This window comes from Terrabacter terrigena (assembly GCF_042676085.1).
Classification (GTDB): domain Bacteria; phylum Actinomycetota; class Actinomycetes; order Actinomycetales; family Dermatophilaceae; genus Terrabacter; species Terrabacter terrigena.
Genome location: NZ_JBHTKH010000013.1, coordinates 49102 through 72525, shown reverse-complemented (window position 1 = coordinate 72525; position 23424 = coordinate 49102). Strand labels below are relative to the sequence as shown.

At 71.5% G+C, this 23424-nt stretch carries 19 protein-coding genes; 1 reads left to right on the top strand and 18 read right to left on the bottom strand.

The features are described 5' to 3' along the window. Nucleotides 1-38: 38 nt before the first annotated feature. The 9 genes from ACFQ2V_RS16865 to ACFQ2V_RS16825 form a co-directional block, all read right to left on the bottom strand. Nucleotides 39-1496 (bottom strand): DUF445 domain-containing protein, encoded by a 1458-nt coding sequence (locus ACFQ2V_RS16865; RefSeq protein ID WP_386054014.1) that lies wholly within the window; start codon nt 1494-1496, stop codon nt 39-41. Between the two features lie 26 nt (nt 1497-1522). Beyond that, entirely contained in the window at nt 1523-2323 is an 801-nt protein-coding gene (locus ACFQ2V_RS16860; protein ID WP_386054013.1) for an SseB family protein, read from the bottom strand. Beyond that, complete coding sequence (gene priA / locus ACFQ2V_RS16855; protein WP_386054012.1) at nt 2320-3072, bottom strand: bifunctional 1-(5-phosphoribosyl)-5-((5-phosphoribosylamino)methylideneamino)imidazole-4-carboxamide isomerase/phosphoribosylanthranilate isomerase PriA; 753 nt, start codon at nt 3070-3072, stop codon at nt 2320-2322. Before priA ends, ACFQ2V_RS16860 begins: the two co-directional genes overlap by 4 nt. Nucleotides 3073-3233: 161 nt before the next feature. Then, nucleotides 3234-3653 carry a hypothetical protein gene (locus tag ACFQ2V_RS16850; protein WP_386054011.1) on the bottom strand — a complete coding sequence of 140 codons (420 nt, stop codon included), beginning with the start codon at nt 3651-3653 and terminating at the stop codon, nt 3234-3236. Nucleotides 3654-3707: 54 nt separating this feature from the next. After that, a complete protein-coding gene (gene hisH, locus ACFQ2V_RS16845; RefSeq protein ID WP_386054010.1) occupies nt 3708-4346 on the bottom strand; it encodes an imidazole glycerol phosphate synthase subunit HisH in 639 nt (212 codons plus the stop codon). Between the two features lie 16 nt (nt 4347-4362). Further along, complete coding sequence (gene hisB / locus ACFQ2V_RS16840; RefSeq protein WP_386054009.1) at nt 4363-4998, bottom strand: imidazoleglycerol-phosphate dehydratase HisB; 636 nt, start codon at nt 4996-4998, stop codon at nt 4363-4365. Next, entirely contained in the window at nt 4995-6170 is a 1176-nt protein-coding gene (locus tag ACFQ2V_RS16835) for a histidinol-phosphate transaminase (RefSeq protein ID WP_386054008.1), read from the bottom strand. Before ACFQ2V_RS16835 ends, hisB begins: the two co-directional genes overlap by 4 nt. Further along, nucleotides 6167-7534 (bottom strand): histidinol dehydrogenase, encoded by a 1368-nt coding sequence (gene hisD / locus ACFQ2V_RS16830; RefSeq protein ID WP_386054007.1) that lies wholly within the window; start codon nt 7532-7534, stop codon nt 6167-6169. The genes ACFQ2V_RS16835 and hisD overlap by 4 nt, the downstream gene beginning before the upstream one ends. Before the next feature lie 44 nt (nt 7535-7578). After that, nucleotides 7579-8175 (bottom strand): DedA family protein, encoded by a 597-nt coding sequence (locus tag ACFQ2V_RS16825; RefSeq protein ID WP_386054006.1) that lies wholly within the window; start codon nt 8173-8175, stop codon nt 7579-7581. Nucleotides 8176-8416: 241 nt separating this feature from the next. Here ACFQ2V_RS16825 and ACFQ2V_RS16820 point away from each other — a divergent pair, with 241 nt between their 5' ends. Beyond that, nucleotides 8417-9652: an endonuclease gene (locus ACFQ2V_RS16820; RefSeq protein WP_386054005.1), complete on the top strand. Its 1236-nt coding sequence runs from the start codon at nt 8417-8419 to the stop codon at nt 9650-9652. A 36-nt stretch (nt 9653-9688) separates the two neighbouring features. Here ACFQ2V_RS16820 and ACFQ2V_RS16815 read toward each other — a convergent pair whose 3' ends face one another. The 9 genes from ACFQ2V_RS16815 to ACFQ2V_RS16775 all read right to left on the bottom strand — a co-directional run bounded on the left by ACFQ2V_RS16815 (nt 9689) and on the right by ACFQ2V_RS16775 (nt 23387). Next, nucleotides 9689-11794, bottom strand: a complete 2106-nt coding sequence (locus ACFQ2V_RS16815) for a S9 family peptidase (protein ID WP_386054004.1) — start codon at nt 11792-11794, stop codon at nt 9689-9691. Between the two features lie 71 nt (nt 11795-11865). Beyond that, complete coding sequence (locus ACFQ2V_RS16810; RefSeq protein ID WP_386054003.1) at nt 11866-12282, bottom strand: nitroreductase/quinone reductase family protein; 417 nt, start codon at nt 12280-12282, stop codon at nt 11866-11868. Between the two features lie 82 nt (nt 12283-12364). Further along, nucleotides 12365-14752 carry an ExeM/NucH family extracellular endonuclease gene (locus ACFQ2V_RS16805; protein WP_386054037.1) on the bottom strand — a complete coding sequence of 796 codons (2388 nt, stop codon included), beginning with the start codon at nt 14750-14752 and terminating at the stop codon, nt 12365-12367. Between the two features lie 43 nt (nt 14753-14795). After that, on the bottom strand, nt 14796-15701 hold the full coding sequence (locus ACFQ2V_RS16800; protein ID WP_386054002.1) for a lamin tail domain-containing protein: 906 nt from the start codon (nt 15699-15701) through the stop codon (nt 14796-14798). A gap of 137 nt (nt 15702-15838) precedes the next feature. Next, nucleotides 15839-16810 (bottom strand): pseudouridine synthase, encoded by a 972-nt coding sequence (locus ACFQ2V_RS16795; protein WP_386054001.1) that lies wholly within the window; start codon nt 16808-16810, stop codon nt 15839-15841. Continuing rightward, nucleotides 16811-17956 (bottom strand): winged helix DNA-binding domain-containing protein, encoded by a 1146-nt coding sequence (locus tag ACFQ2V_RS16790; protein ID WP_386054000.1) that lies wholly within the window; start codon nt 17954-17956, stop codon nt 16811-16813. It lies immediately after the preceding gene. A gap of 10 nt (nt 17957-17966) precedes the next feature. Beyond that, entirely contained in the window at nt 17967-21557 is a 3591-nt protein-coding gene (dnaE, locus tag ACFQ2V_RS16785; RefSeq protein ID WP_386053999.1) for a DNA polymerase III subunit alpha, read from the bottom strand. 275 nt (nt 21558-21832) lie between these two features. Next, entirely contained in the window at nt 21833-22765 is a 933-nt protein-coding gene (locus tag ACFQ2V_RS16780; protein WP_386053998.1) for an RluA family pseudouridine synthase, read from the bottom strand. Beyond that, nucleotides 22758-23387, bottom strand: a complete 630-nt coding sequence (locus ACFQ2V_RS16775) for a signal peptidase II (RefSeq protein WP_386053997.1) — start codon at nt 23385-23387, stop codon at nt 22758-22760. Before ACFQ2V_RS16775 ends, ACFQ2V_RS16780 begins: the two co-directional genes overlap by 8 nt. Nucleotides 23388-23424 lie beyond the last annotated feature (37 nt).

The following is a 23424-nucleotide window of genomic DNA, read 5'->3' as shown; positions in this document are numbered from 1 at the left end:
CAGGGCGGAACCCGCGGACGCCGGCCCGGCACGGCGGGTCAGGAGGGCAGCAGGATCGAGATGGCGTGGATGACCATGCCGATGAGCCCACCGACGAGCGTGCCGTTGATCCGGATGAACTGCAGGTCGCGGCCGACCTGCAGCTCGACCCGCTCGGCGGTCTCCTTGCCGTCCCAACGCTCGACGGTGTCGCTGATGATGCGGGTCAGCTCGGTGCCGTAACGGTCGACCGCGTAGATCGTGGCGTCGCAGATGCGGGCGTCGATGCGGTCACGCAGGGCCTCGTCGACGAGCAGGCGCTCGGCCAGCGCGGTGACCTCGCGGACGGCGCGCACGCGGACCGGGCCGCCTTCGTCCTCGAGCGCGGCCACGACCACCGCACGCAACGAGCCCCACAGCGACATCGCCGTGTCGGCCACCTGCGGGTGAGAGAGCACCCGCTCCTTGAGCCGCTCCGCCTTGGCCTGCGTGACGGGGTCGTGCTGGAGGTCGTCGGCGAGATCGATGAGCAGCTTGTCGAGCGCCTGGCGCACGTCGTGGCGTGGGTCGTTGCGGATGTCGGCCAGCCACTTGAGGGCCTCGACGTGGACCTTGCGGGCGACGATGTCGTTGATGGCGTCCGGGACCCAGGCCGGGGCCCGCTGCGTGATGAGCGACTCGAAGAGGTCCTCGTTGTCGACGAGCCACACGCGGATCTCGTCGAGCGCAAGGTCGACGAGACCGACGTGGGCCTCGTCGCGAACGACCTGGTCGAGCAGGCCACCCGCGAGCGAGCTCACCGGCTCCTGGATCAGGCGGGGCAGGACCGCCTGCTCGATGACCGCCCGGACGTCCTCGTCGGGGATGCGGTGCAGCGCGTGCACGGTGACGGTGGCGATCTCGTCGACGAGACGCTTCGCGTGCCCCGGTGTCAGCGCCCACTCGGCCGCCCGCCGGGTCGGCTCGGCGTCGAGCACCCGCTCGCGGATGATGTCCTCGCGCATGAAGTTCTCGCTGACGAACTCCTCGAGGCTGCGACCGATCATCTCCTTCTTGCGCGGGATCAGCGCCGTGTGCGGGATCGGCAGGCCGAGAGGGTGTCGGAAGATCGCGGTGACGGCGAACCAGTCGGCGCAGGCGCCCACCATCGACGCCTCGGCCCCGGCATTGACGAAGCCGAGCAGTCCGTCGTCGTGGCCGCGCGTGAGGACGTAGACGATCGCCGCGACCACGAGCAGGCTGGTGGCCACGAGCCGCATCCGGCGCAGGTCACGCCGTCGCTGGGCCTCGAGCGCGGGGTCGACGATGAAGCCGAGCGGGCCGCCGGCGCCGCTCCCCCGCCGCCGACCGGCCGGGCGACCCGAGGAACCGTCCGCGGCAGAGCCGGTCTCGGGTGGACCCGGCTCAGCTGCGGTCGCCCGGGAACCGTCGAGGCCCTCAGCTGTCGCGATGCGTGCTGGAGGCGTCGGCGTACCGTCGGGGTCGCGTTCTCGCGTCGCCTGGGGTGTGGTGTCCACGTCCGGCACCTCCACTGGTGGTGTGCTCAGCGCGCCGTCTCGAGCGCGAAGGTCAGAGCATCGATCCTCGCACGCGTCTCGCCATCGGTCGCTATGCGCTCGCCGATCCGGGTGGCGATCGCGCTCACGTCGTCGGCCTCGAGCCCGGGGCGCAGCACCAGCACGACGCGCAGCACTCCCGCACCGGCAGGCTCGCCGCCCTCGAGGCGGTGGCTCGTCACGTGGGGCTCGTCTGCCACCGCACGGCTCACGGCCGCGGCCACGTGGCCGTCGAGGTGGCTGGGCTGCCACGGGCGTCCCTGCGCGAGCGCCCACAGCATGCTGGGACGCAGCACCGTGGCGTGCGGTGAGGCGACGTCGACCAGGAGCACGTGGCACTCCTCGCTGATGGCGGCCTGCGCGGCCGCAGCGGCCCGGACGGGCACGGGCCGGGCGCTCGGGTCCCACGCCGCCAGGCTCTCGAGCGAGGTGAACATCGGCAGGGCACGCGAGCCGTCAGGAGACGTCAGCGTCACCGCAGCCATGTCGCTGCGGGTGTCGACGGCGTGCTCGCCGGACTCGTCGACCTCCGTTGCCACCGTGACCACGGGCACCAGCCACCTGCTGCCCGCGACACTCGCCATCAGGCGGGACTCGGCGTCGTCACCCGGTGTCGTCATGGCGGCCTGCAGTGCTGCGAGCAGCCCCGCGTCACCCGAGCCGTCGTCGCCCGAGAACCCGTGCGACGGGATGGACTTGCCCTCCCATGCCTGACCGGCCGAGTCGGCAGGCCGGCCCTGGCCGTCGACGTGGCCCGAGCCGGACGGGACGTCGGCGAAGCCGCTCATGCCGACGGGCGCCCGGCGACGTCGAGCGCCTCGGGCAATGTGAACGCGCCCCGGTAGAGCGCGGACCCGACGATGGCGCCCTCGACGCCCTCGCCCACGAGGGTCCGGATGGCGGCGATGTCGTCGAGCGTCGAGACCCCGCCGCTGGCGACGACCGGACGGTCGGTGCGGGCGCACACGTCTCGGAGCAGCTCCACGTTGGGGCCCTGGAGCATGCCGTCCTTGTTGACGTCAGTGACGACGTACCGGGCGCAGCCTTCGCGGTCGAGCCGCTCGAGGGTCTCCCACAGGTCGCCACCCTCTCGGGTCCAGCCCCGGGCAGCGAGCGTCGTGCCGCGCACGTCGAGACCGATCGCCACGCGGTCGCCGTGGTCGGCGATGATGCGGGCCGTCCACTCGGGGTCCTCGAGCGCGGCCGTGCCGATGTTGACCCGTCGGCAGCCGGTCGCGAGCGCCGCCTCGAGCGAGTCGGTGTCGCGGATGCCACCGGAGAGCTCCACCTGCAGGTCGAGCCGGCCGACGATCGAGGCGATCAGCTCGCGGTTGGTGCCGCGCCCGAACGCCGCGTCGAGGTCGACGAGGTGGATCCACTCGGCGCCGGCGTCCTGCCAGGCCTGGGCGGCCTCCCAGGGGTCGCCGAACTGGCCGCCGCTGCCGGCGACGCCCTGCACGAGCTGCACCGCCTGCCCGTCCGCGATGTCGACGGCGGGCAGCAGCTCGAGCCGCGGCTGGTCGGTGGGTGTGGTCATTCGGTCACGCACTCCTCGGGTCGATCGTCGACCTCCGAGTATGCCGTGGGGCCCGGAAGGGCGGCCGACCGGACCGTCAGGCGGGCGCCGCTGCGCCGACCCCTTCCGCCGATCGGGAGAGCACCCCGTCGGGTTCTCGTGGTGGCGGAGCGTTCTCCCGATCAGGCGGGCGGGGTGGGGGCTGGCGGGTCGTCGGGGGTGAGCGCCGCCGGTCCCGGGGCCGGGTGGGCCTCCGCCGCAGGTCCTGGTGACTCCGTCTCGTCGGCAGCTGCCGTGATCTCGGCGCGGTGGCGCCACAGCACGTAGGCCAGCCCCAGCACGAGCACGACGCCGATGAGCAGCAGTCGCATCGGCCAGGACAGGTCGAGCAGGGTCGTGACGACGAGGGTGCCGATCGCCGTCCCGACCGTCGTCGGCAGGCCGGGGCGACTGGCCCGCCTGCGGGGGTAGAGCGACCCCGACGACGTGCGGCGGCGCGTCGAGGAGCTCGGTGTGCGCCTGGCCGAGCGCCGGCTCGTCGTCCTTCCGGTGGTGGACCGCTTCGTGCGCGCCGACGAGCTCGTCGACCTCCTCGTCGCCATGGCTCCTCCTCGTCGAACCGGCCCCCTTGCGTCACAAGGGGATCCGGGAACCGATCACAGGCCGCTGACCCAGTTCTCCAGCAGGTGGAGCCCGGCGTCGCCGGACTTCTCGGGATGGAACTGCGTCGCGCTCAGGGGGCCATTCTCGACCGCGGCGACGAATTTCGCACCGTGGCGCGCCCACGTGACCCGGGGTGCGACCCGCACGAAGGCGCCGGTGGCCTCGAGGGTCCACTGCTGAACGGCGTACGAGTGCACGAAGTAGAAGCGTTCCTGCTCGACACCGGCGAACAGTCTCGACCCCTCGGCGGCCTCGACCTCGGACCAGCCCATGTGCGGCACGACGTCGGCCGGCAGACGCTCGACGGTGCCCGGCCACTCGCCCAGGCCCTCGAGGGGGTTGGCGGAGGGCTCGGTGGACCCCTCGAAGAGGACCTGCATGCCAACGCAGACACCGAGCACGGCCCGGCCGCCGCTGATGCGCCGACCGATGATGCGTGGACCGTGCGCTGCGGCAAGACCTGCCATGCACGCGTGGAAGTTGCCGACACCGGGCACGAACAACCCGTCGCACTCGAGGGCTCGCACGGGGTCGGCCGTCAGCGTGACCGTGGCACCGACCCGCTCGAGCGCCCGCACGGCCGAGCGGACGTTCCCGCTTCCGTAGTCGAGGACGACGACGTCGGAGGTCATCGGGAGCCTGCCATCGTCAGAGCGCTCCCTTGGCGCTGGGGATGCCTACGACACGAGCGTCGGGAGCCACCGCGGCGCGCAACGCCCGCGCGACCGCCTTGAACTGGGCCTCGACGATGTGGTGCGGGTCGCGACCGGCGAGCACGCGCACGTGCAAGCACAGGCCGGCGTTGTAGGCGAACGACTCGAGGACGTGGCGCGTCATCGACCCGGTGAAGTGGCCTCCGATGAGGGCGTACTGCTGGCCCTCTGGCTCGCCCTCGTGGACGACGTAGGGGCGGCCGGCGACGTCGACCACCGCGTGGCACAGCGCCTCGTCGAGCGGGACCGTGGCGTCGCCGAAGCGGGAGATGCCGGCCTTGTCGCCGAGGGCCTCGCGCAGCGCCTGCCCGAGGACGATGGCGGTGTCCTCGACGGTGTGGTGCACGTCGACGTCGATGTCGCCGGTGGCCTTGACCGTGAGGTCGATGAGCGAGTGCTTGCTCAGCGACGCGAGCATGTGGTCGTAGAACGGCACGCCGGTGGAGACGTCGGACTGTCCGGTTCCGTCGAGGTCGAGCCAGAGCTCGACGGACGACTCGGAGGTCGCGCGCGTGATCTTCGCGGTGCGGCTGGTGCGGCTGGTGCGGCTGACGGGGCTCGAGGTGCTCATGCCGTGGGCTCCTGGCGGTCGACGTGGGTGGGGGCGAGGCGGGTCATGGCCTCGAGGAACGCGGTGGTCTCGTGCGGGTCGCCCGCCGTGACGCGCAGGTGGCCGGCGATCCCCATGTCGCGCACGAGCACGCCCTCGTCGAGCAGTGCCTGCCACGCGGCCTTCTCGTCGCGCAGGCCGCCGAAGAGCACGAAGTTGCTGTCGCTGGCCACCGGCCGGGCGCCGAGCTCGGCGAGCCGCTCGACGATGCGGTCGCGCTGGTGCTTGATCACCTCGACGGTGCCGAGCATGACGTCGGCGTGCTCGAGCGCGACCCGGGCGATCGTCTGCGTCGGGCTGCTCAGGTGGTAGGGCAGGCGTACGAGGCGAAGCGCGTCGACGAGCTCGGGCGCTGCGACGAGGTAGCCGAGCCGGCCACCTGCGAAGGCGAAGGCCTTGCTCATGGTGCGGGTGACGACGAGACGCGGGTGGTCGGCGAGGAGTGTCAGCGCGGATCGGGTTCCGGGCCGGGCGAACTCGGCGTAGGCCTCGTCGACGACGACGAGGGCGTTCGGCGCGGCGTCGAGCACCGCACCGATCACCTCGAACGGAAGCGCCGTGCCCGTCGGGTTGTTCGGCGAGCAGAGGAACACGATCGATGGGTCGTGCTCGCGAGCCTGCCGCGCAGCCGACTCCGGCGTGAGGTCGAACGCGTCGGGACCGGTTGCAGCAGAACGCAGCCCGTCGACCCACGTGGTGCCGAGGGTCTCGCTGATGATGGGGTGCATCGAGTAGCTGGGGGTGAAGCCGAGCGCGACGCGGCCGTGACCCCCGAAGGCCTGCACGACGTGCGACAGCACCTCGTTCGACCCGTTGCCGGCCCAGACCTGCTCGGGCGTCACCGCCACACCCGACTGCTTCTCGAGGTATGCCGTCAGCGCCTTGCGCAGCTCGGTGAACTCGCGGTCGGGGTAGCGGTTGAGGGTCGCCATGTCTCCGGAGAGCGCCCGGAGCACCGCGTCGACGACGACCTGCGGCACCGGGTAGGAGTTCTCGTTGGTGTTGAGCCGCACGGGGACGTCGAGCTGCGGGGCGCCGTACGGCGTGCGGCCACGCAGGTCGGGGCGCAGCAGCCGCTGCACCTCGTGCGCTGCGCTCGGGGCGGCTCCCACCGCGGCGGAGTCGTCGGTCACTGCGGGACCTCGTCGCCGAAGCGGGCGGTGACGGCCTCGCCGTGGGCCGGGAGGTCCTCGGCGTGGGCGAGCGTGACGACGTGACGCGCAACACCGCGAAGGGCGGCCTCGTCGTAGTCGACGACGTGGATGCCGCGCAGGAACGACTGCACGGACAGGCCGCTGCTGTGGCAGGCGCACCCGGCGGTGGGCAGCACGTGGTTGGAGCCGGCGGCGTAGTCGCCCAGGCTCACCGGGCTGTGGGGCCCGACGAAGACGGCACCGGCGTTGCGGACGCGGGCGGCGACGGCGCCGGCGTCGCGGGTCTGGATCTCGAGGTGCTCGGCGGCGTACGCGTTGACGACGTCGAGACCGGCGTCGAGGTCGTCGACGAGCACGATGCGCGACTGCGTGCCCTCGAGAGCCTCGGTGACCCGCTCCGAGTGCTTCGTCGCGGGCACCCGCCGTGCAAGCGCACGCTCGGTCTCCTCCGCGAGCGACTCGCTGTCGGTGACGAGGACCGAGGCCGCCAAGGGGTCGTGCTCGGCCTGGCTGACGAGGTCGGCGGCCACGTGGTCGGCGTCGGCGGAGTCGTCGGCGAGGATGGCGATCTCGGTCGGCCCGGCCTCGGCGTCGATGCCGATGAGTCCCTTGAGCAGCCGCTTAGCGGCGACGACCCAGATGTTGCCGGGTCCGGTCACGAGCGACACGGGGTCGCACGAGACCTGCTCGCCGTCGACGGTGCCCCAGTCGGGGTCGTCGTCGACGAAGCCGTGCGCGAACATCGCGACCGCCTGGGCGCCACCGACGGCGTACACCTCGTCGACACCGAGCAGCGCGCACGCCGCGAGGATCGTGGGGTTCGGGTAGCCGGCGAACTCACCGGTGTTCTCGCGCTGGGGTGGTGACGCCACAGCGAGCGATCCGACCTCGGCGAGCTGCGCGGGGACGACATTCATGATGACGCTGCTCGGGTAGACGGCGAGGCCGCCGGGCACGTAGAGCCCGACCCGGTCGACGGGGACCCAGCGTTCGGTCACCGTGCCGCCGGGCACGACGTGGGTCGTGGTGTCGGTGCGGCGCTGGTCGGCATGCACGAGGCGGGCGCGCCGGACGGACTCCTCGAGCGCCGCCCGGAGGTCCGGCTCGAGGCGGTCGAGGGCCGACTGCAACACCGCGCGGGGCACGCGCAGGTGCCCGGGACGCACTCCGTCGAAGCGCTCGCCGAGGTCGCGCAGCGCCGCGGCTCCGCGATGCTCGACGTCCTCGCAGATCGGCCGCACCTGCTCGAGGGCGGCCGTGACGTCGAACTCGGCTCGGGGCAGGGCCCGGCGCAGGAAGCGCACGTCGAGGGTGCGTCCGCGCAGGTCGAGGGAGGACATCATGGCCCCAAGTCTAAAAGGGGCCCGATGGTGCTCGACGCCACGTCTCAGCGCACGGCGGAGCGGCGGTGCAGGAGCGTCGCGACGAGACCGACGAGCAGGGCGAGCACCGTGCCGGCCACAGCACCGACGAAGGGGTGCTCGGCGAAGACCCGACCTCCGGCGTAGCCGACACCTGAGCACCAGCCCGCCCAAAGGAAGCAGGCGACCGTGTCGTAGGAGGTGAAGCGCCGCAGCGGGAAACCGGTCGCGCCCATCGTGAGCGTCGTGGCGGTTCGGCCACCGGGCACGAAACGCGCTCCGACGAGCACCGGCCCGCCGCCTCGCGCCGTCGCCTCGGCCGCCCACGCGTGGGCCCTCGCCGTACGCGTACCTGCAGGCACCCGGGCGAGGGCGCGTGACCCGAGACCGCGACCGACGGCATACGCCACGTGGTCTCCGGCGACGGCGCCCGCAGCGCCCGCGAGCACGACGAGTGCGAGGTCGGGCCCCTGTCCGGCAGCGAAGGTGCCGGCCAGCAGCACGGCCGTCTCGCTCGGCACGAGGGGCAGGAACGCGTCCAGCACGGCCAGCACGACCAGCAGGGCGTACAGCCAGGGCGACGTCATGACGCTCCGGACGAGCTCGAGCGCGGTGTCACCCATGAGCGGACGGTAGGGCCGCCACGTGACGACCCGGCCCCGGCCCTGCTGCCGGTGTGCCAACGGCGCGTGAACAGCGGTGGACCTGGCCCGGTCCCCGACGGTGCCTGCGGAATCCTGACCCGCGTCAGGCCAAGGGCTGACCAACGTCAGACCCGCCAGCCACGGCTCGTCCGCCACGCTCGTGGGGCTGCCTCCCGACCGGGCGGCCGCACTCCGACTCCCCCACCCGACAGGAGAACCCGTGCCCGTCGTCATCCCCAGGCGTCGTGTCGCCGCCGCGCTCGCGGGCGTCGTCGTCGCCGTCGTTCCGGCCAGCGTCGCACTGACCACCGCGGCCGGCTCGCCCGCAGCGGCCCTACCCGTGCCCGCCGCCGCCCCCGCGGCCGTCGCGGCGACCCCGCTCACCGTCTCGCAGGCCATCGCGGCACAGACCGGCCAGGGCGCCACGGTGCGCGGCTACGTCGTCGGCCAGCCCACCGCGACGAACACCGTCGTGAAGTCCGGCTTCCCGAACGACTATGCGCTCGCCGTGGCCGACTCGGCCACCGAGAGCTCGACGAGCAGGATGCTCTACGTCCAGATCCCGTCGGCGTTACGGGCCTCGTGGGGGCTCAGGACCAACCCCTCCCTCATGGGACGCCAGGTCGACGTCACGGGCGCGCTCGCCGCGTACTTCTCGCACCCGGGCATGACGGGCACGACGGCCTTCGCCTTCAGCAGCGGTGCGACGACGCCGCCACCCACGACGACGCCGCCGACCACCTCGACCGGCACCCCTGGCCCCTACGACTCGACGTACTACGCCTCTGCCGTGGGCAAGACCGGCTCGGCCCTGCGGACCTCGCTGCACGCCATCATCAGGACCCAGACGGTGCTGACCTACGACCAGGTGTGGACGGCGCTCAAGGACACCGACCAGGACCCGAACAACACGAACAACGTCATCGAGATCTACTCGGGCCGCTCGATCGCCAAGTCGGACAACGGCGGCGGTGTCGACCAGTGGAACCGCGAGCACGTGTGGGCCAAGAGCCACGGCGACTTCGGCACGGTCGACGGCCCGGGCACCGACGTGCACCACCTGCGTCCGGAGGACGTCACCGTCAACAGCGACCGGGGCAACCTCGACTTCGACGAGGGTGGCTCGACGGTGGCGCAGTGCACCGGATGCCTCCGCGACGCCGACTCCTTCCAGCCGCGTACGTCGGTCAAGGGCGACGTCGCACGGATGATCTTCTACATGGCCGTGCGCTACGAGGGTGAGGACGGCTGGCCGAACCTCGAGCCGAACGAGTCGGTGAACAACGGGACCGCCCCGTACATCGGCAAGCTCTCGGTGCTCAAGCAGTGGAACCTGCAGGACCCGCCCGACGCGTTCGAGAAGCGCCGCAACCAGGTCATCTACGACGCGTGGCAGCACAACCGCAACCCGTTCATCGACCACCCCGAGTGGGTCACCTCGATCTGGGGCTCCTGACCACCACCGCGCCCGGGGTAGACGGGACGGCCGGGCTCACGACGTCTGGTCGATGAGCACGGCCGTCTCCCAGGCCCACTGACGCCACAGGTCGTAGCGGCCCGACCGGCCGCCGTGGCCCGCAGCCATCTCGGTGCGGAAAAGCAGCTGGGGCGTGGCTGAGCCCTCGGGCGCTGCCAGGTCGGCGTGCCGGAGAGCCGCCACCCACTTGGCCGGCTCTGTGACGAACACACGCGTGTCGTCGAGCCCGGCAGTCACGAGGATGCTCGGGCGCGGGCCCGGGCGCACGTTCTCGTACGGGGTGTAGGACCGGATGAGGCCGTATGCCGTGGGGTCGTCCAGGGGGTTGCCCCACTCCTCCCACTCGACGACGGTGAGCGGCAGGCCCGGGTCGAGCACGGAGTTCAGGGCATCGACGAAGGGCACCTGCGCGTGGACGAACCGGAACCGGTCGGGGGCCTGGTTGACCACGGCCCCGATGAGCAGACCACCGGCCGAACCCCCCTCTGCCGCAAGCCTGTCCGGCGCGACGATGCCGGCCTGCACGAGGTGGTCGGCACACGCCACGAAGTCGGTGAACGTGTTGGGCTTGGCCTCGAGCTTGCCGTCGTCGTACCACGTCCTGCCCATCTCGGAACCGCCACGCACGTGCGCGATCGCGAAGACCCAGCCGCGGTCGAGCAGCGAGAGGCGCAGCACCGAGAACCACGGGTCGCTGGGGATGCCGTAGGCGCCGTACGCGTTGAGCAGCCCGGGCGCGGTGCCGTCGGCCACGACGTCGTCGCGGTGGACGACGGAGATCGGGATGCGCGTGCCGTCCTGCGCCGTGGCCCACTCGCGCCGCTGGCGGTAGCGCCCCAGGTCGACGCCACCGCGGACGTGCTGCTGCTTGAGCAGTGTGAACGTGCGTGCGCGCACGTCGTAGTCCTCGACCGTGCGAGGCGTGACGAGCGACTCGTGGACGACCTGGAGCGTGCGCGTGCTCGACTCGGGGTTGACGCCGACGAGCAGCGTGCCGATCGGCTCGCCGACGGCGACGTCGTGCGCCTCGCCGAGCCCGTTCGCAGCTGCGGGGTCGCGCAGCACGATGCGGATGGCGGTGCCACCTTCGCGCCGCAGCGAGACGGCGATGAAGTCGTCGAACCCCTCTGCGCCCGTGACGTACTCGTCGTGTGAGGTGACATCGAGGGGGACCCACTCGTCGGCCGAGGTGCACGTGGCGGGGGCCACGGCGAGCTCGAAGTTGACGCGGTTCGCGTTGTGGGTGACGAGCAGCTGGTCGCCGAACGGCTCGATGTCGTACTCGACGCCCTGCCGGCGCGGCGCCACGACGCGTGGCGTGCCCAGCGCGTCGTCGGCGTCGAGGAGGCGGAACTCGCTCGTCGTCTTCGACCCGATGCCGATGATGACGAGGCGGTCGTCCCGCGAGGTGCCGACCCCGACGAAGAACCGCTCGTCGGTCTCCTCGTGGACGAGCACGTCGTCGGCGGCCGTGCCGACCTCGTGGCGCCAGACCTGGTACGGGCGCCAGGCGTCGTCGACCTTCGTGTAGAAGAGATGGCGCTGGTCGAGCGACCACGCCAGGGAGCCGCCGGTCTGGCGCACCGTGTCGTCGAGCTGGGCCCCGTCGTCGATGCGTCTCACCCGCACGTCGTAGCGCTCGTCGCCGACGACGTCGACGGCATACGCGAGAAGGTCGCCCGCGGGCGACACCTCACTCGCGCCCACGGCGAAGAACTCGTGGCCGCGGCCCTCCTCGTTCTGGTCGAGCAGCACCTGCTCGCCCACCGGCGGGCGGCCCTCGTCGAGCACGGGGCGCCGCGGGTGGTCGGCCGCCAGCACCCTCGCCTCCACGGCGTACTGCTCGCCCTCGACGGTGCGCGAGTAGTACCACCACCGGTCGTGACGCACCGGCACCGACAGGTCGGTCTCCTCGATGCGCGAACGGAACTCCTCGAAGACCTGGTCCGCGAGCGGTCGCAGGTGCTCGGTGCGCGCGGTCGCCCAGGCGTTCTCGGCGGCGAGCAGCTCGTGCAGCTCGGCGCCGTCGCGGTCGGCCATCCAGGCGTACGGGTCCTCGAAGCGGTCGCCGTGGTGCTCGCGGACGACGGGTTCTCGGCGCGCGACGGGGGGCTGCAGCATCCGAGCAGTCTAGGAGGACGACGGCGCCCGACCGGCCAGGAGTGGCGCGACCGGGCGGGTGCCGGGTGGCGTCAGGCGGTCACGGGAGCGAGCACGACGACGGCGATGCGTCGGCTGACCCTGGCCTGGTAGCCGTCGTAGTCGAAGACGTGCTCGTTGAGCTCACGCCACAGCTGCTCGCGCTCCGTGCCGGTGACCTCGCTGCCGCTCACCGGCACGGAACGGCCGGCGACCTCCACGATGCCGGGACGCCCGGCCCGCAGGTTGAGCCACCAGCCGGGCTCCCAGTCGGCGCCGCCGTTCGAGGCGGCCACCACCCAGTCGGCGTCGCGGCGCAGGTAGAGCAGCGGAGTCGTGCGCGACTGTCCGCTGCGGCGTCCGGTCGTCGTCAGGAACAGCAGGTCCCCACCCCGGAACCGGCGCAGCCCGAGCCTGCGCACGACGATGTTCACGACACGGTTGACCCGGACGAAGGCGGCACGCTGCATGGCGTCACCGTAGTGCGCCCGCACGCCGGACGGCCCGGGATCGCAGGGATCCCGGGCCGTCCGTCAGGGGGTGCTGCCGTGGTCAGTGGACCTTGAGCTGGCCCTGGACCCGCTGCGTGCCGCTGTCGTATGCCACGGCGCCGGCGCCGTCACGCACGACCATGCGCACGCTGTCGCCGCTCGCCGCGTCGGTCGCGGTCAGCTCGAACCGGTAGCCTGACGCGCCGCCGACGGTGGCCGCGCCGGCGAGGCGGGCCGTGTCACCGGTGACGACGAGCCAGTCGAGGCCCGTCGAGGCGAGCGCCAGCCCGGGGGTCGAGAGCGTCAGCGAACCACTGGGACGGCCCGCACCCGCCGCGTACTGCGCGTACTGCGCGTACTGCGCGGACACCTGGAGCTGCGCCTTGCCCGTGGCCGCTGGGTCGCCGGTGACGGCCCCCGTGGGCGAGGTGAACCACCCACCGCCCGTGAGGAACCCGGCCGCACGGTCGTAGACGACGACGGTCGTCGTGCCCGTGTCGTTGTTGCCCCACTCGTCGGTCACGGTGACGTCGACCGTGTAGACGCCTGCGGCGGTGTACACGTGGCTACCGCTCACGGCAGAGCCGGCGACCGTGCCGGGTGTCGTGGAGCCGTCGCCCCAGGCGATCGACGCGGTGTGCGTGTCGAGGCGGTCGGCGTCGGTGAAGGTCGCACCGACCTGCAGCGGCCCGCCGACGGAGGTGGCGGCCGACGGACCGCTGACGGCGCCGACCGAAGGGGCTGCGTTCGTCAGGTCGAGACCCACGACGACCGGGTCGTGGTCGGAGATGCGGTACTCGTCGGGCGCGTAGAGCGTGCCGACCTGGTTCGCCGACTTGAACTCGGTGTTGTAGTCGAAGATCGACGGCTCGTCGGCGTTGACGTGCCAGTCCGCGACGCCGGCCACCTGGTCACCGATCGAGGGCGAGCCGAGCGCGTGGTCGAGGTAGCCCCACTGCCCGTCGAAGGCGTAGGAGTACGCCTCACGGCCGTTGCGCTGCTCGATGAGGTTGGCGAAGCCGGCCCTCTCCAGCGTGGTGATCGGGTCCTCCTCGGCGTAGGAGTTCAGGTCGCCGAGGACGAGCACGTCGGGGTCGCCCGTTTCCGTCGGGTCGCCGGCGAGCCAGTCGGCCAGCAGCTGGGCCGAGCGCACCCGGACGGCGGTGCAGTTGCCCTGGCCGTCGCCGGCGTCGGGCTGGTCGCACGCGCTGCCCTTGCTCTTCAAGTGGTTCGCCACGGCCACGAAGGTGCCGCCCGAGGTGTTGTCGCGGAAGGCCTGTGCCAGGGACGGCCGGTTGCGCGGCGCCGAGTCGCCACCGTTGACGAAGCCGACGGTGTTGAGCGCAGCGGTCCTGCCCACCGGGGTGACGGCGGCCGGCTTGTAGAGCATGCCGACCTTGATGGCGTCGCTGCCGAGCGCGTCGACCTGACCCGTGCGGGCGTCGGCGTCGATGAACGACCAGGTGCCTGCACCGTCCTTCTCGTTGAGCTTGTCGACCAGGAGCTGCTCGGCGCTGTCGGTGCCGTAGCCGTCGTTCTCCATCTCCATGAACGCGACGACGTCGGCCTGCGTGCCGGAGACGGCCGCGACGGTCTTGTGCCACTGGCGGTCGAACTCGGAGGCAGTGTTGGCGCCGCGGCAGTCCATCGCGGCACCGGTGGTGCCGCCCCGGCAGTTGTTGCCAGTCGTGTCGAGGGTGTTGAAGAAGTTGAGCAGGTTCATGCCCACGACCCGGGTCCGTCCACCGACGGCGGGTGCCCTGGTGGGTCGCGGGTTCGTCGGCCTGAAGTCGACCCGGGCCTGCGGGTTGACGGGGCGGATGCGGTAGGCGTTGCCGCTGGCGGCGTTGCCTGCCCACGTGAACGTCAGGACACCGGTCAGGTCGGTGACCGAGTCGCCGCCCCGCAGCGTGTTCGCGGCCGTGAGGGGTCGGCCCCCACGGCCGAAGACGATCGGGTCGACGTTCTGCGCCTGCGAGGTGTCGTCGAGGAGGACCTTGCGCAGGTTGTTCGCGGCCTGGAGCGCGGCGGCGTCGGCGCCCGGGGCCACGACGTTGGTCGGCTGCTCGAGGCGGCCGCCCTGCGCCAGGGTGACCTGGCCGAACCGGCCGAGCTGGAAGTGCTCGGTCACGCTCATCTCCTGCGGGAGCGTCACGAGCATGCCCTCGAAGCGCTCGAGGGCCGTCGGGGAGGCGACGGGGAAGCGCACCTCGGTCGGGGTCACCGAGCCCGAGCCGCACACCGCAATGGTGCTCGCGCTCACCTGGGTCTGGCCCTGGTTCTCGCCGGCGGTGCCGCTCACCGTGACGAGGTCGCCGACCTTGACGGTGTCGGCGTTGCTGCCCTCGAAGACGAAGATGCCGTCGGACGTCGCCGGGTCGTCGTCGCCGGCCGGGTCCTGGATGAAGAAGCCGCGCAGGGCCGGGGAGGCGCCCTCGTAGTCGCCCACCACGACGCCACGGGTGGTGACCCGGCCCGTGACCGCGGCCGTGTCACCGCTGCCCTGGATGGCCGGGACGGGGGTCGTCGGCGCCTCGCACGGGTTGCCGGCCGGGGTCGAGAAGTGCAGGACGACGTCCGACGCCAGGGTGTCGGGAGGGTCGACCGCGTCGACGTCCGACACACCCGCCCCGGCGACCGTGAGGGTGCACGAGTCGCCCGCGGCGAAGTCGGTGGTGGGGTCGAGCGTGTAGGTGGTCTGCGCGGTGATGCTCAGGCCGAAGGCCTTCGAGCCCGTGACCGAGCAGACGAGGGAGAAGGCGCTCGCCGCCGCCGTCGACGGAATGGCTGCCGAGACCGTCGAAGGTGTTGACGGCGAAGCCGTTCCACTGCAGCGAGGGGTCGAAGCCGTCGCTGCCGTCGGCGTCGCCGGCGGTGACCGACGACGTGCGACGGATCGTGTTGTCGGTGGTGTTCACCGGGTCGGTCCCCCAGCCCGCGGCGCCGGGGTCGGTGCCGACCTGGCCGATGACGTCGATGACCGTCGTGCCCTTGCGCAGCACGAGGGCGTCGTTGCCGTTGTAGGTCACCGAACCGCTCAGCTGGTCGGCCGCCGCGAGCAGCGCGGGGTCGTTCGTGCTCGAGCTGTTGGCGACGACGTGGGCGTCACCGTTGGCCACGGTGCCCGTGAGGTTGATGGACGTGCCCGCGGTGGCGGAGCCGTTCGAGAAGACCTGGACGTTGTAGCCGGCGGTCGCGAGGTCCACGCTCGCACCCGTGCCGTTGTACACCTCGAAGGCCTTGTTGTTGCCCGAGCCCTCGACGTACTCGCTGAAGAACAGCTCGGTCGGGGCCGCCGCAGAGGCCGGTGCGGCCGCGACGAAGGGGGTGATGCCCACGGCGAGCGCAGCAGTGGTGACCGCGGCGACCCGGCGCGGGGCAGGACGAGACTGACGCATTGAAGATCCTCCCTGTGACCGGCTGCTCCGCTCGGTCTGCGGGTCACCCTAGACGGGGTCTCGTCGTCTCGCGCGTCGAGATGCCGACGGCTTCCTGAACGGCCGGTGACGCCCGCTTTCCGGCATCCGCGGTCCGGTCAGGGGGCTGGCCAGGGGCCCGGCCACGCCGCCAGCCGGCGCCGTGTGACGAACCGCCGCGGCCGGCCGTCGACGGGGTCGTCGAAGGCCAGCACGGCCGCGAGAAGCTGCAGCGGGCGGGAGAAGTCGTCGGGGCGCACGTCGACCTCGACGGGGTAGAGCGGGTCGTCGACGATGGGGATGCCGAGCGCGTCGAGCTGGCACCGCAGCTGGTGGGTGCGGCCGGTGCGCGGAGTCAGGCGGTAGAGCCCGACCTGCTCCCCGGGACCCGGGCCATCGCCCGGGCGTCGAGCCGTGTCGAGCAGCTCGACGAGGGTCTCGGCGTTGGGCTCGGCGTCAGGCACCTCGTGGGCCTGGTGAGTGCCGTGCCGTTTGACGAGGTGCGTGCGCCGGACGACGGGCAGCCGGAGGTCGCCACGCAGCGGCGCCACCGCGAGGTACTCCTTGTGCGCCAGCCCCTCGGCGAAGACCCGCTGGTAGGGGCCGCGCCACCGCTGCTCGGTGGTGAACATCAGCACGCCCGCCGTCGGCCGGTCGAGCCGGTGGGCAGGCGCCAGGCGGTCGAGACCGGTCACGACGCGCGTGCGCGCGAGGGCGCTCTGCACGACGTGCCGGCCTCGTGGCATCGTCGCCATGTCGTGCGGCTTGTCGACGACGACGATCCGCTCGTCGCGGTGCAGCACGTCGAGCTCCTCGGGGTGCACCCCCTCGACGGGCAGGTCACGGTGGGCCCACACGACCGACTGCGGCACGAACGCGGCGTCGGGCGGGACGGGCGCCCCGGTGGCATCGACGAACTCACCGGACGCGAGCATGCGGCCGACCTCGTCGGGCGCCAGGCCGGGCGCCAGTCGCTCGACCAGGTGGTCGCGCAGGGTCGTCCACGGGCCACCCTGCGGCATACGGAAGCGTTGCGCGTCGACACCGTGCCGGGGCGGCAGCGGGGACGGCGGGATCGCGCCGCGCGCCACTCAGCGCACCTCGTCGGGGTCGGTGCGCACGACCTCGACGTCGGCGTCGACGAACCGGCCGTATGCCGTCGCGGCCCGTTCGACGTCGCGCCACCTGCCGGTGCCGAGCGGGACGAAGGGCGCCACCTCGAGGACCGTCTGACGGGAGCGCTGCCGGCGCCGCCACGTGCCCGCGACCTCACCGTCGATGACGAGGGTCGGCTTGAACACCATGTTGCGGCCAGGGACCACGCGGTGGAAGTGCTCGGGCGGCAACGTGACGTCGCGGGACTTGTAGCCGAGGAGGAACTCATCCCACTGGGGCAGCAGGTGGACACCGCTGTGCCCCAAGCCTTCTGGCGCGTCAGCACTCGCCTCGCCAGCCCGGTCGGCAAGGTCGACGTGCGACAGCCACACCTGGCCGTCGACCTCCTCGCGGACGACGTACTGCTCGACGAGCGACAGCGCCTCACGGGCCAGGCCGAGTGGCTTGTTCAGCCACCCCGCGAAGTCCTTCTCGGTGACCGGGCCATGGCCCCGGAGGTATCGCTCTGCCACGGTTGCGAGGCCTTCGTCGCGAGAGAGCTTGCGCGAGTGGGGAACCCAGCTGTCGATGAGGACGAAACTCGGTTGCCTGCCGATGACGGGGCCTTGGCAGAGGACCCCCGTCATGCAGTGGTGGCCGACGAGGTGGTAGGCCCGCTGGTCGGTCGGGTCGATGCCGGCGTCGACGAGCAGCGCGACGACGTCGGGCCGACTCATCGGCTCGGTCAGGTGCTCCTCGAAGAGGCGCCCGGCGAGCTCGATGTCGGTCTCGCCGAGGCCGAGCTGCGCGTAGCGGGTCGCGAGCGCCGTGCTGCGGGGCGCCGCGAGCAGCTGGCACATCCACCGGGCATCCTCGGCCGGCACCCAGTGGATCGTGCCGCGCATCGGCCAGGTGCGCACGACCTCGCGACGCGCGACCGCCCGCTCGACCTCGGCCAGCGTGAGGCCCGAACGCACGCCGAGCGACCAGACACCGCTGCCGTAGTCCTGGGCCTGCAGGGCGCCGAGGCACCGGGCGACGTCGAGTGCCGGCACCGGGGTCGAGGCGCTGCCGAGTGCCGGGGCGAGTCCGAGGGCGGCCATCCGCGCCCGGCGCAGGCGCTTGCGGTCGGCCGCCGCCATCGCGCTCACCTCAGCTCAGGCACGCCGGACCGAGGAGGGCCTTGAGGTCGCCGAAGAGCGCCGACGTCGCGTTGACGCGCAGGGAGTCGTCGAGGGACATGAGCACCGACCGGCCCGGCTGGGTGAGCTTGACCTGCACCTCGGTGGCTCCGGGGTGCTCACCGAGCACCCGCTTGAGGCTCTCGGCCACCGCCGGCGTGGCGCGACCGAGCGGGAGCGTCAGCACGACCGGACCGCGCGGGCCCTCCTTGATGTCGGGAATCGTCAGCTCCTGGGCGAAGATCGAGATCGAGTCGTCGCGGGCGCTGATGCGGCCCTTCACCGCGCACACGGTGTCCTGGGCGAGCATGGTCGAGTAGGTCATGTAGGCCGACGGGAAGAAGAGGCACTCGATCGCACCGTCGAGGTCCTCGACCGTGGCGATGGCCCAGAGGTCACCCTTCTTGGTGCGCTTGAGCTGAAGGCTCGTGATGAGGCCCGCGACCGTGACCGGCGTGCCGTCGGCCTTCGGGTCGTCGCCCATGAGCGAGGCGATCGAGGTGTCGGCGTGCGTGGCGAGGATGTGCTCGATTCCGAAGAGCGGGTGGTCACTGACGTAGAGACCGAGCATCTCGCGCTCGAACGAGAGCAGCGTCGCCTTGTCCCATTCCATGGTCGGCACCGGGGGCAGCCCGTCGAAGGCGCCCGGGCCCTGCTGGCCGGCACTGTCGTCGTCGCCCAGGCTGCCGAAGAGGCTGTCCTGGCCGATGGCCTCCTGCTTCTTCACCTCGACGAGCGCGTCGATGTAGCGCTCGTGGACGTCGACCATGCCGCGGCGGCTCTCGCCGAGCGAGTCGAACGCGCCGCCCTTGATGAGCGACTCGATGGTGCGCTTGTTGCAGACGACCGCAGGCACCTTGGAGAGGAAGTCCTTGAAGGAGGCGAAGGCACCCTTCTCCTCGCGTGCCTTGACGATGGCCTGGACGACCGGGAGACCCACGTTGCGGATGGCGGCGAGGCCGAAGCGGATGTCGGTGCCGACGGCGGCGAAGTTCGCGACCGACTCGTTGACGTCGGGCGGCAGCACCTTGATGCCCATGCGGCGGCACTCGTTGAGGTAGAGCGCCGACTTGTCCTTGTCGTCGCGCACGCTGGTCAGCAGCGCCGCCATGTACTCGGCGGGGTAGTTGGCCTTGAGGTAGCCGGTCCAGTAGGACACGAGGCCGTACGCCGCCGTGTGCGCCTTGTTGAAGGCGTAGTCGGAGAACGGGACGAGCACGCCCCAGAGCGCCGCGATGGACGCCTCGTTGAAGCCCTTGGACTTCATGCCCTCGGAGAAGGGGACGTACTCGGCGTCGAGCACCTCCTTCTTCTTCTTGCCCATGGCCCGGCGCAGCAGGTCGGCGTTGCCGAGCGTGTAGCCGGCCAGCTTCTGGGCGATCTCCATGACCTGCTCCTGGTAGATGACCAGGCCGTACGTCATGCCGAGGATCGGGTCGAGGGCCTCGATCATCTCCTGCTGGAGCTTGCCCTTCAGCTGCGGGTCGAGCGGGATGAGCTCCTGCTTGCCGTTCTTGCGCAGCGCGAAGTTCGTGTGGGCGTTGACGCCCATCGGGCCCGGCCGGTAGAGCGCCAGGGCGGCCGAGATGTCCTCGAAGTTGTCGGGCTGCATCAGGCGCAGGAGCGCGCGCATGCCGCCGCCGTCGAGCTGGAAGACGCCGAGGGTGTCGCCTCGGCCGAGCAGGTCGTAGGTCGCCTTGTCGCTCATGTCCTTCGACAGCGCGTCGAGGTCGATGTCCTCGTCGCGGTTGACCTTGATGTTCTCGATGGCGTCGTCGAGGATCGTCAGGTTGCGCAGGCCGAGGAAGTCCATCTTGACCAGGCCGAGCGACTCGCAGCTCGGGTAGTCGAACTGCGTGATGACCTGGCCGTCCTGCAGCCGCTTCATGATCGGGATGACGTCGACGAGCGGCTCGCTCGACATGATGACGCCGGCCGCGTGCACGCCCCACTGGCGCTTCAGGCCCTCGAGGCCCTTGGCGGTGTCGACGACCTCTTGGAAGTGCGTCTCGGTCTGCACGAGCGCACGGAAGTCGACGCCTTCGTTGTAGCGCTTGTGCTCGGGGTTGTAGATCTCGGAGAGCGGCACGCCCTTGCCCATGACGTCGGGCGGCATCGCCTTGGTCAGCTGCTCGCCTACTGCGAACGGGTGGCCCATGACGCGGCTGGCGTCCTTGACCGCCTGCTTGGCCTTGATGGTGCCGTAGGTGACGATCTGCGCGACACGCTCGGAGCCGTACTTCTCGGTGACGTAGCGGATGACCTCACCGCGCCGGCGCTCGTCGAAGTCGACGTCGAAGTCGGGCATCGACATGCGCTCGGGGTTGAGGAACCGCTCGAAGATGAGGCCGTGCGGCACGGGGTCGAGGTCGGTGATGCCCATCGCGTAGGCGCACATCGAGCCGGCACCGGAGCCACGACCGGGGCCGACGCGGATGCCGTTGCGCTTGGCCCAGTTGATGAAGTCTGCGACGACGAGGAAGTAGCCGGGGTAGCCCTTGGAGACGATGACGTCCTCCTCGAAGGCCGCCTGCTTGCGGGCGTAGTCGGGCACCCCTTCGGGGAAGCGGCGCTGGAGGCCGGTCTCGACCTCCTTGATGAACCACGACGTCTCGTCCTCGCCCTCGGGCACGGGGAAGCGCGGCATGTAGCGGCCCTCGCCCTCGGTGAACGAGACCTCGCAGCGCTCGGCGATGAGCAGGGTGTTGTCGCACGCCTCGGGCAGCTCGCGCCACAGGTGGCGCATCTCCTGGGCGGACTTGAGGTAGAAGTCGTCGGCGTCGAACTTGAACCGGTTGGGGTCCATCAGGGTCGAGCCCGACTGGACGCAGAGCAGCGCGGCGTGCGCCTTGGCGTCCTCGGCGCGGGTGTAGTGCAGGTCGTTCGTGGCCACGAGGGGCAGCTTGAGGTCGCGCGCCAGACGAATGAGGTCCTTCTGAGTGCGCCGCTCGATCTCGAGGCCGTGGTCCATGAGCTCGACGTAGACGTTCTCGTTGCCGAAGATGTCGCGCAGCTCGCCGGCGACCTCACGGGCCTCGTCGTACATGCCGAACCGGAGCTTGGTCTGGATCTCGCTCGACGGGCAGCCGGTCGTGACGATCAGGCCCTTGCCGTAGGTCGAGAGCAGCTCGCGGTCGATGCGCGGCCACTTCGTGTAGACCTGGTCGAGGCTCGCGATCGAGCTCATGCGGAACAGGTTGTGCATGCCCTCGTTGTTCTGGGCGAGCATCGTCATGTGCGTGTAGGCGCCACTGCCTGAGATGTCGTCGCGGCCGCCGTCGCCCCAGCTGACCTTGGTGCGGTCGGTGCGGTGCGTGCCCGGCGTGATGTAGGCCTCGACGCCGATGATCGGCTTGACGCCGGTGCCCTGCGCCTTCTTCCAGAACTCGTAGGCGCCGAACACGTAACCGTGGTCGGTCGTCGCCAGCGCCGGCATGCCCATGCGCGCGGCCTCGGAGAAGAGGTCACCGATGCGGGCCGCACCGTCGAGCATGGAGTACTCCGTGTGCACGTGGAGGTGCACGAAGTTCTGGTCGTTGCGCGGGGCTGCTTCGGTCGACATCGTGGACGAGTCTAAGCCCGCCCACCGACGCCTCTCGGCGTGTCGGATCGGGTGTCGGATCCGGTGTCGGATCGGGTGTCGGATCGGGTGTCGGATCGGGTGTGGCCCCCGCACCGAGAAGGGCACGCCGACGAGGCAGCGCCCTCGCTCCCGTACGCCGCCGCTGCTGCGCTGATGCCGGCGCTCGGGCTCGCGTTCGGTGGCCCGGCCGAACCGCCCCACCGGCATACGCCAGTGGGGCGGTTCAGGGTTGACCCTCAGGTCGAGGTCGAACCTCAGAGGGACGCGACGACGTCGAGCGCGCGCTGGAGGTCCTCGGGGTAGGCGCTCTCGAAGTGGACGTACTCCCCCGATCCCGGGTGCTCGAAACCGAGGCCGGTGGCGTGCAGCCACTGGCGGTCGAGACCGAGCCGCGCCGCCAGCCGGGGGTCGGCCCCGTAGAGCGGGTCGCCGCAGCACGGGTGCTTGAGGGCAGCCATGTGGACGCGGATCTGGTGGGTGCGCCCGGTCTCGAGGTGGATCTCGAGCAGGCTCGCGTGCCGGAACGCCTCGAGCACCTCGTAGTGCGTGACCGACGGCTTGCCGGTGCTCATCACCGCGAACTTGAACTCTGCCCCCGGGCGCCTGCCGATGGGCGCGTCGACGGTACCGACGAGCGGGTCGGGCAGGCCCTGCACGAGCGTGTGGTACGTCTTGTCGACCTGCCGGCTGCGGAACATCTGCTTGAGGCGGGAGTAGGCGTACTCGCTCTTCGCGACGACCATGAGGCCCGACGTGCCCACGTCGAGGCGGCTCACGATGCCCTGACGCTCCGGGGCGCCGGAGGTCGAGATGCGGTAGCCCGCGGCGGCCAGTCCCCCGACGACGTCGGGTCCGGTCCAGTTGAGGCTGGGGTGCGCCGCGACACCGATCGGCTTGTCGACGACGACGATGTCGTCGTCGTCGTGGACGATCGACATGCCGGGCACGGGCTGGGCGATGACCGCGATGCTCGGGCTCTGCTCGGCCGCCGGCAGCGACACCTCGAGCATCGCACCGGCCGCGAGCCGCTCGGACTTGGCCACGGTCTTGCCGTCGACGACGACGTGGCCGTCGGCGGCGAGGTCGGCAGCCTTGGTGCGGGAGACCCCGAAGAGGCGCGCGACGCCGGCGTCGACGCGCTCACCCTCGAGCCCGTCGGGAACGAGAACCGTGCGCACGTCAGGCATCGTCACGCCTACGGCTCGAGCTGTCGTCGTGCTGGCGGCGCGGCCCTGGGTCGTCGGCCACGGACCCGCCGTGGTCGCGTCGACCGTCGACCCCGATGCCGAGGATGGCGAGCACCACGATCAGCCCCGCCGCCGACACGATCCAGATGTCGGCCACGTTGCCGATGAACCACCGGTTGTAGTCGATGAAGTCGACGACATGACCTTGGCCACCGCCCGGCGGCCGGACGAAGCGGTCGGTGAGGTTGCCGATCGCCGACCCGAGCAGCAGGCCGAGGGCCACCGCCCAGGCGCGCGAGCCGAGCTGCCGGGCGACGACGATGATGGCCACGAGCACCGCCAGCGCGATGCCCGTCATCACCCACGTGTTGCTGGCGCCGAGCGAGAGCGCGGCCCCCGGGTTGCCGATGAGCTTGAGGCGGATGAGGTCGCCGATGAAGGGTCGGGGCTCGCCGTCGGCGAGGACGTCGAGGGCGACCAGCTTGGTCAGCTGGTCGCTGAGGTAGGCGAGGACAGCGACGGCTCCGAGCACGACGAAGAGTCGCTTGCGCCGGGCAGGCGTCGGGCGGCTCTCGCCGGAAGGGGTCGAGCTCACGGTCTCGTCGGTCGTAGTGGTGGACACGCCGTCGACGCCCGCTGGGGGCGTCGAAGTGGCGTGG

What these genes read in the sequence shown, in the direction of transcription:
- ACFQ2V_RS16860 (WP_386054013.1), bottom strand. Translation starts at nt 2,323, where the DNA reads ATGAGCGGCTTCGCCGACGTCCCGTCCGGCTCGGGCCACGTCGACGGC.
- hisD (WP_386054007.1), bottom strand. Translation starts at nt 7,534, where the DNA reads ATGATGTCCTCCCTCGACCTGCGCGGACGCACCCTCGACGTGCGCTTC.
- hisB (WP_386054009.1), bottom strand. Translation starts at nt 4,998, where the DNA reads ATGAGCACCTCGAGCCCCGTCAGCCGCACCAGCCGCACCAGCCGCACC.
- ACFQ2V_RS16815 (WP_386054004.1), bottom strand. Translation starts at nt 11,794, where the DNA reads ATGCTGCAGCCCCCCGTCGCGCGCCGAGAACCCGTCGTCCGCGAGCAC.
- ACFQ2V_RS16780 (WP_386053998.1), bottom strand. Translation starts at nt 22,765, where the DNA reads ATGCCTGACGTGCGCACGGTTCTCGTTCCCGACGGGCTCGAGGGTGAG.
- priA (WP_386054012.1), bottom strand. Translation starts at nt 3,072, where the DNA reads ATGACCACACCCACCGACCAGCCGCGGCTCGAGCTGCTGCCCGCCGTC.
- hisH (WP_386054010.1), bottom strand. Translation starts at nt 4,346, where the DNA reads ATGACCTCCGACGTCGTCGTCCTCGACTACGGAAGCGGGAACGTCCGC.
- ACFQ2V_RS16810 (WP_386054003.1), bottom strand. Translation starts at nt 12,282, where the DNA reads ATGCAGCGTGCCGCCTTCGTCCGGGTCAACCGTGTCGTGAACATCGTC.
- ACFQ2V_RS16790 (WP_386054000.1), bottom strand. Translation starts at nt 17,956, where the DNA reads ATGGCGGCGGCCGACCGCAAGCGCCTGCGCCGGGCGCGGATGGCCGCC.
- ACFQ2V_RS16825 (WP_386054006.1), bottom strand. Translation starts at nt 8,175, where the DNA reads ATGGGTGACACCGCGCTCGAGCTCGTCCGGAGCGTCATGACGTCGCCC.
- dnaE (WP_386053999.1), bottom strand. Translation starts at nt 21,557, where the DNA reads ATGTCGACCGAAGCAGCCCCGCGCAACGACCAGAACTTCGTGCACCTC.
- ACFQ2V_RS16850 (WP_386054011.1), bottom strand. Translation starts at nt 3,653, where the DNA reads ATGGCGACGAGGAGGTCGACGAGCTCGTCGGCGCGCACGAAGCGGTCC.
- ACFQ2V_RS16800 (WP_386054002.1), bottom strand. Translation starts at nt 15,701, where the DNA reads ATGCGTCAGTCTCGTCCTGCCCCGCGCCGGGTCGCCGCGGTCACCACT.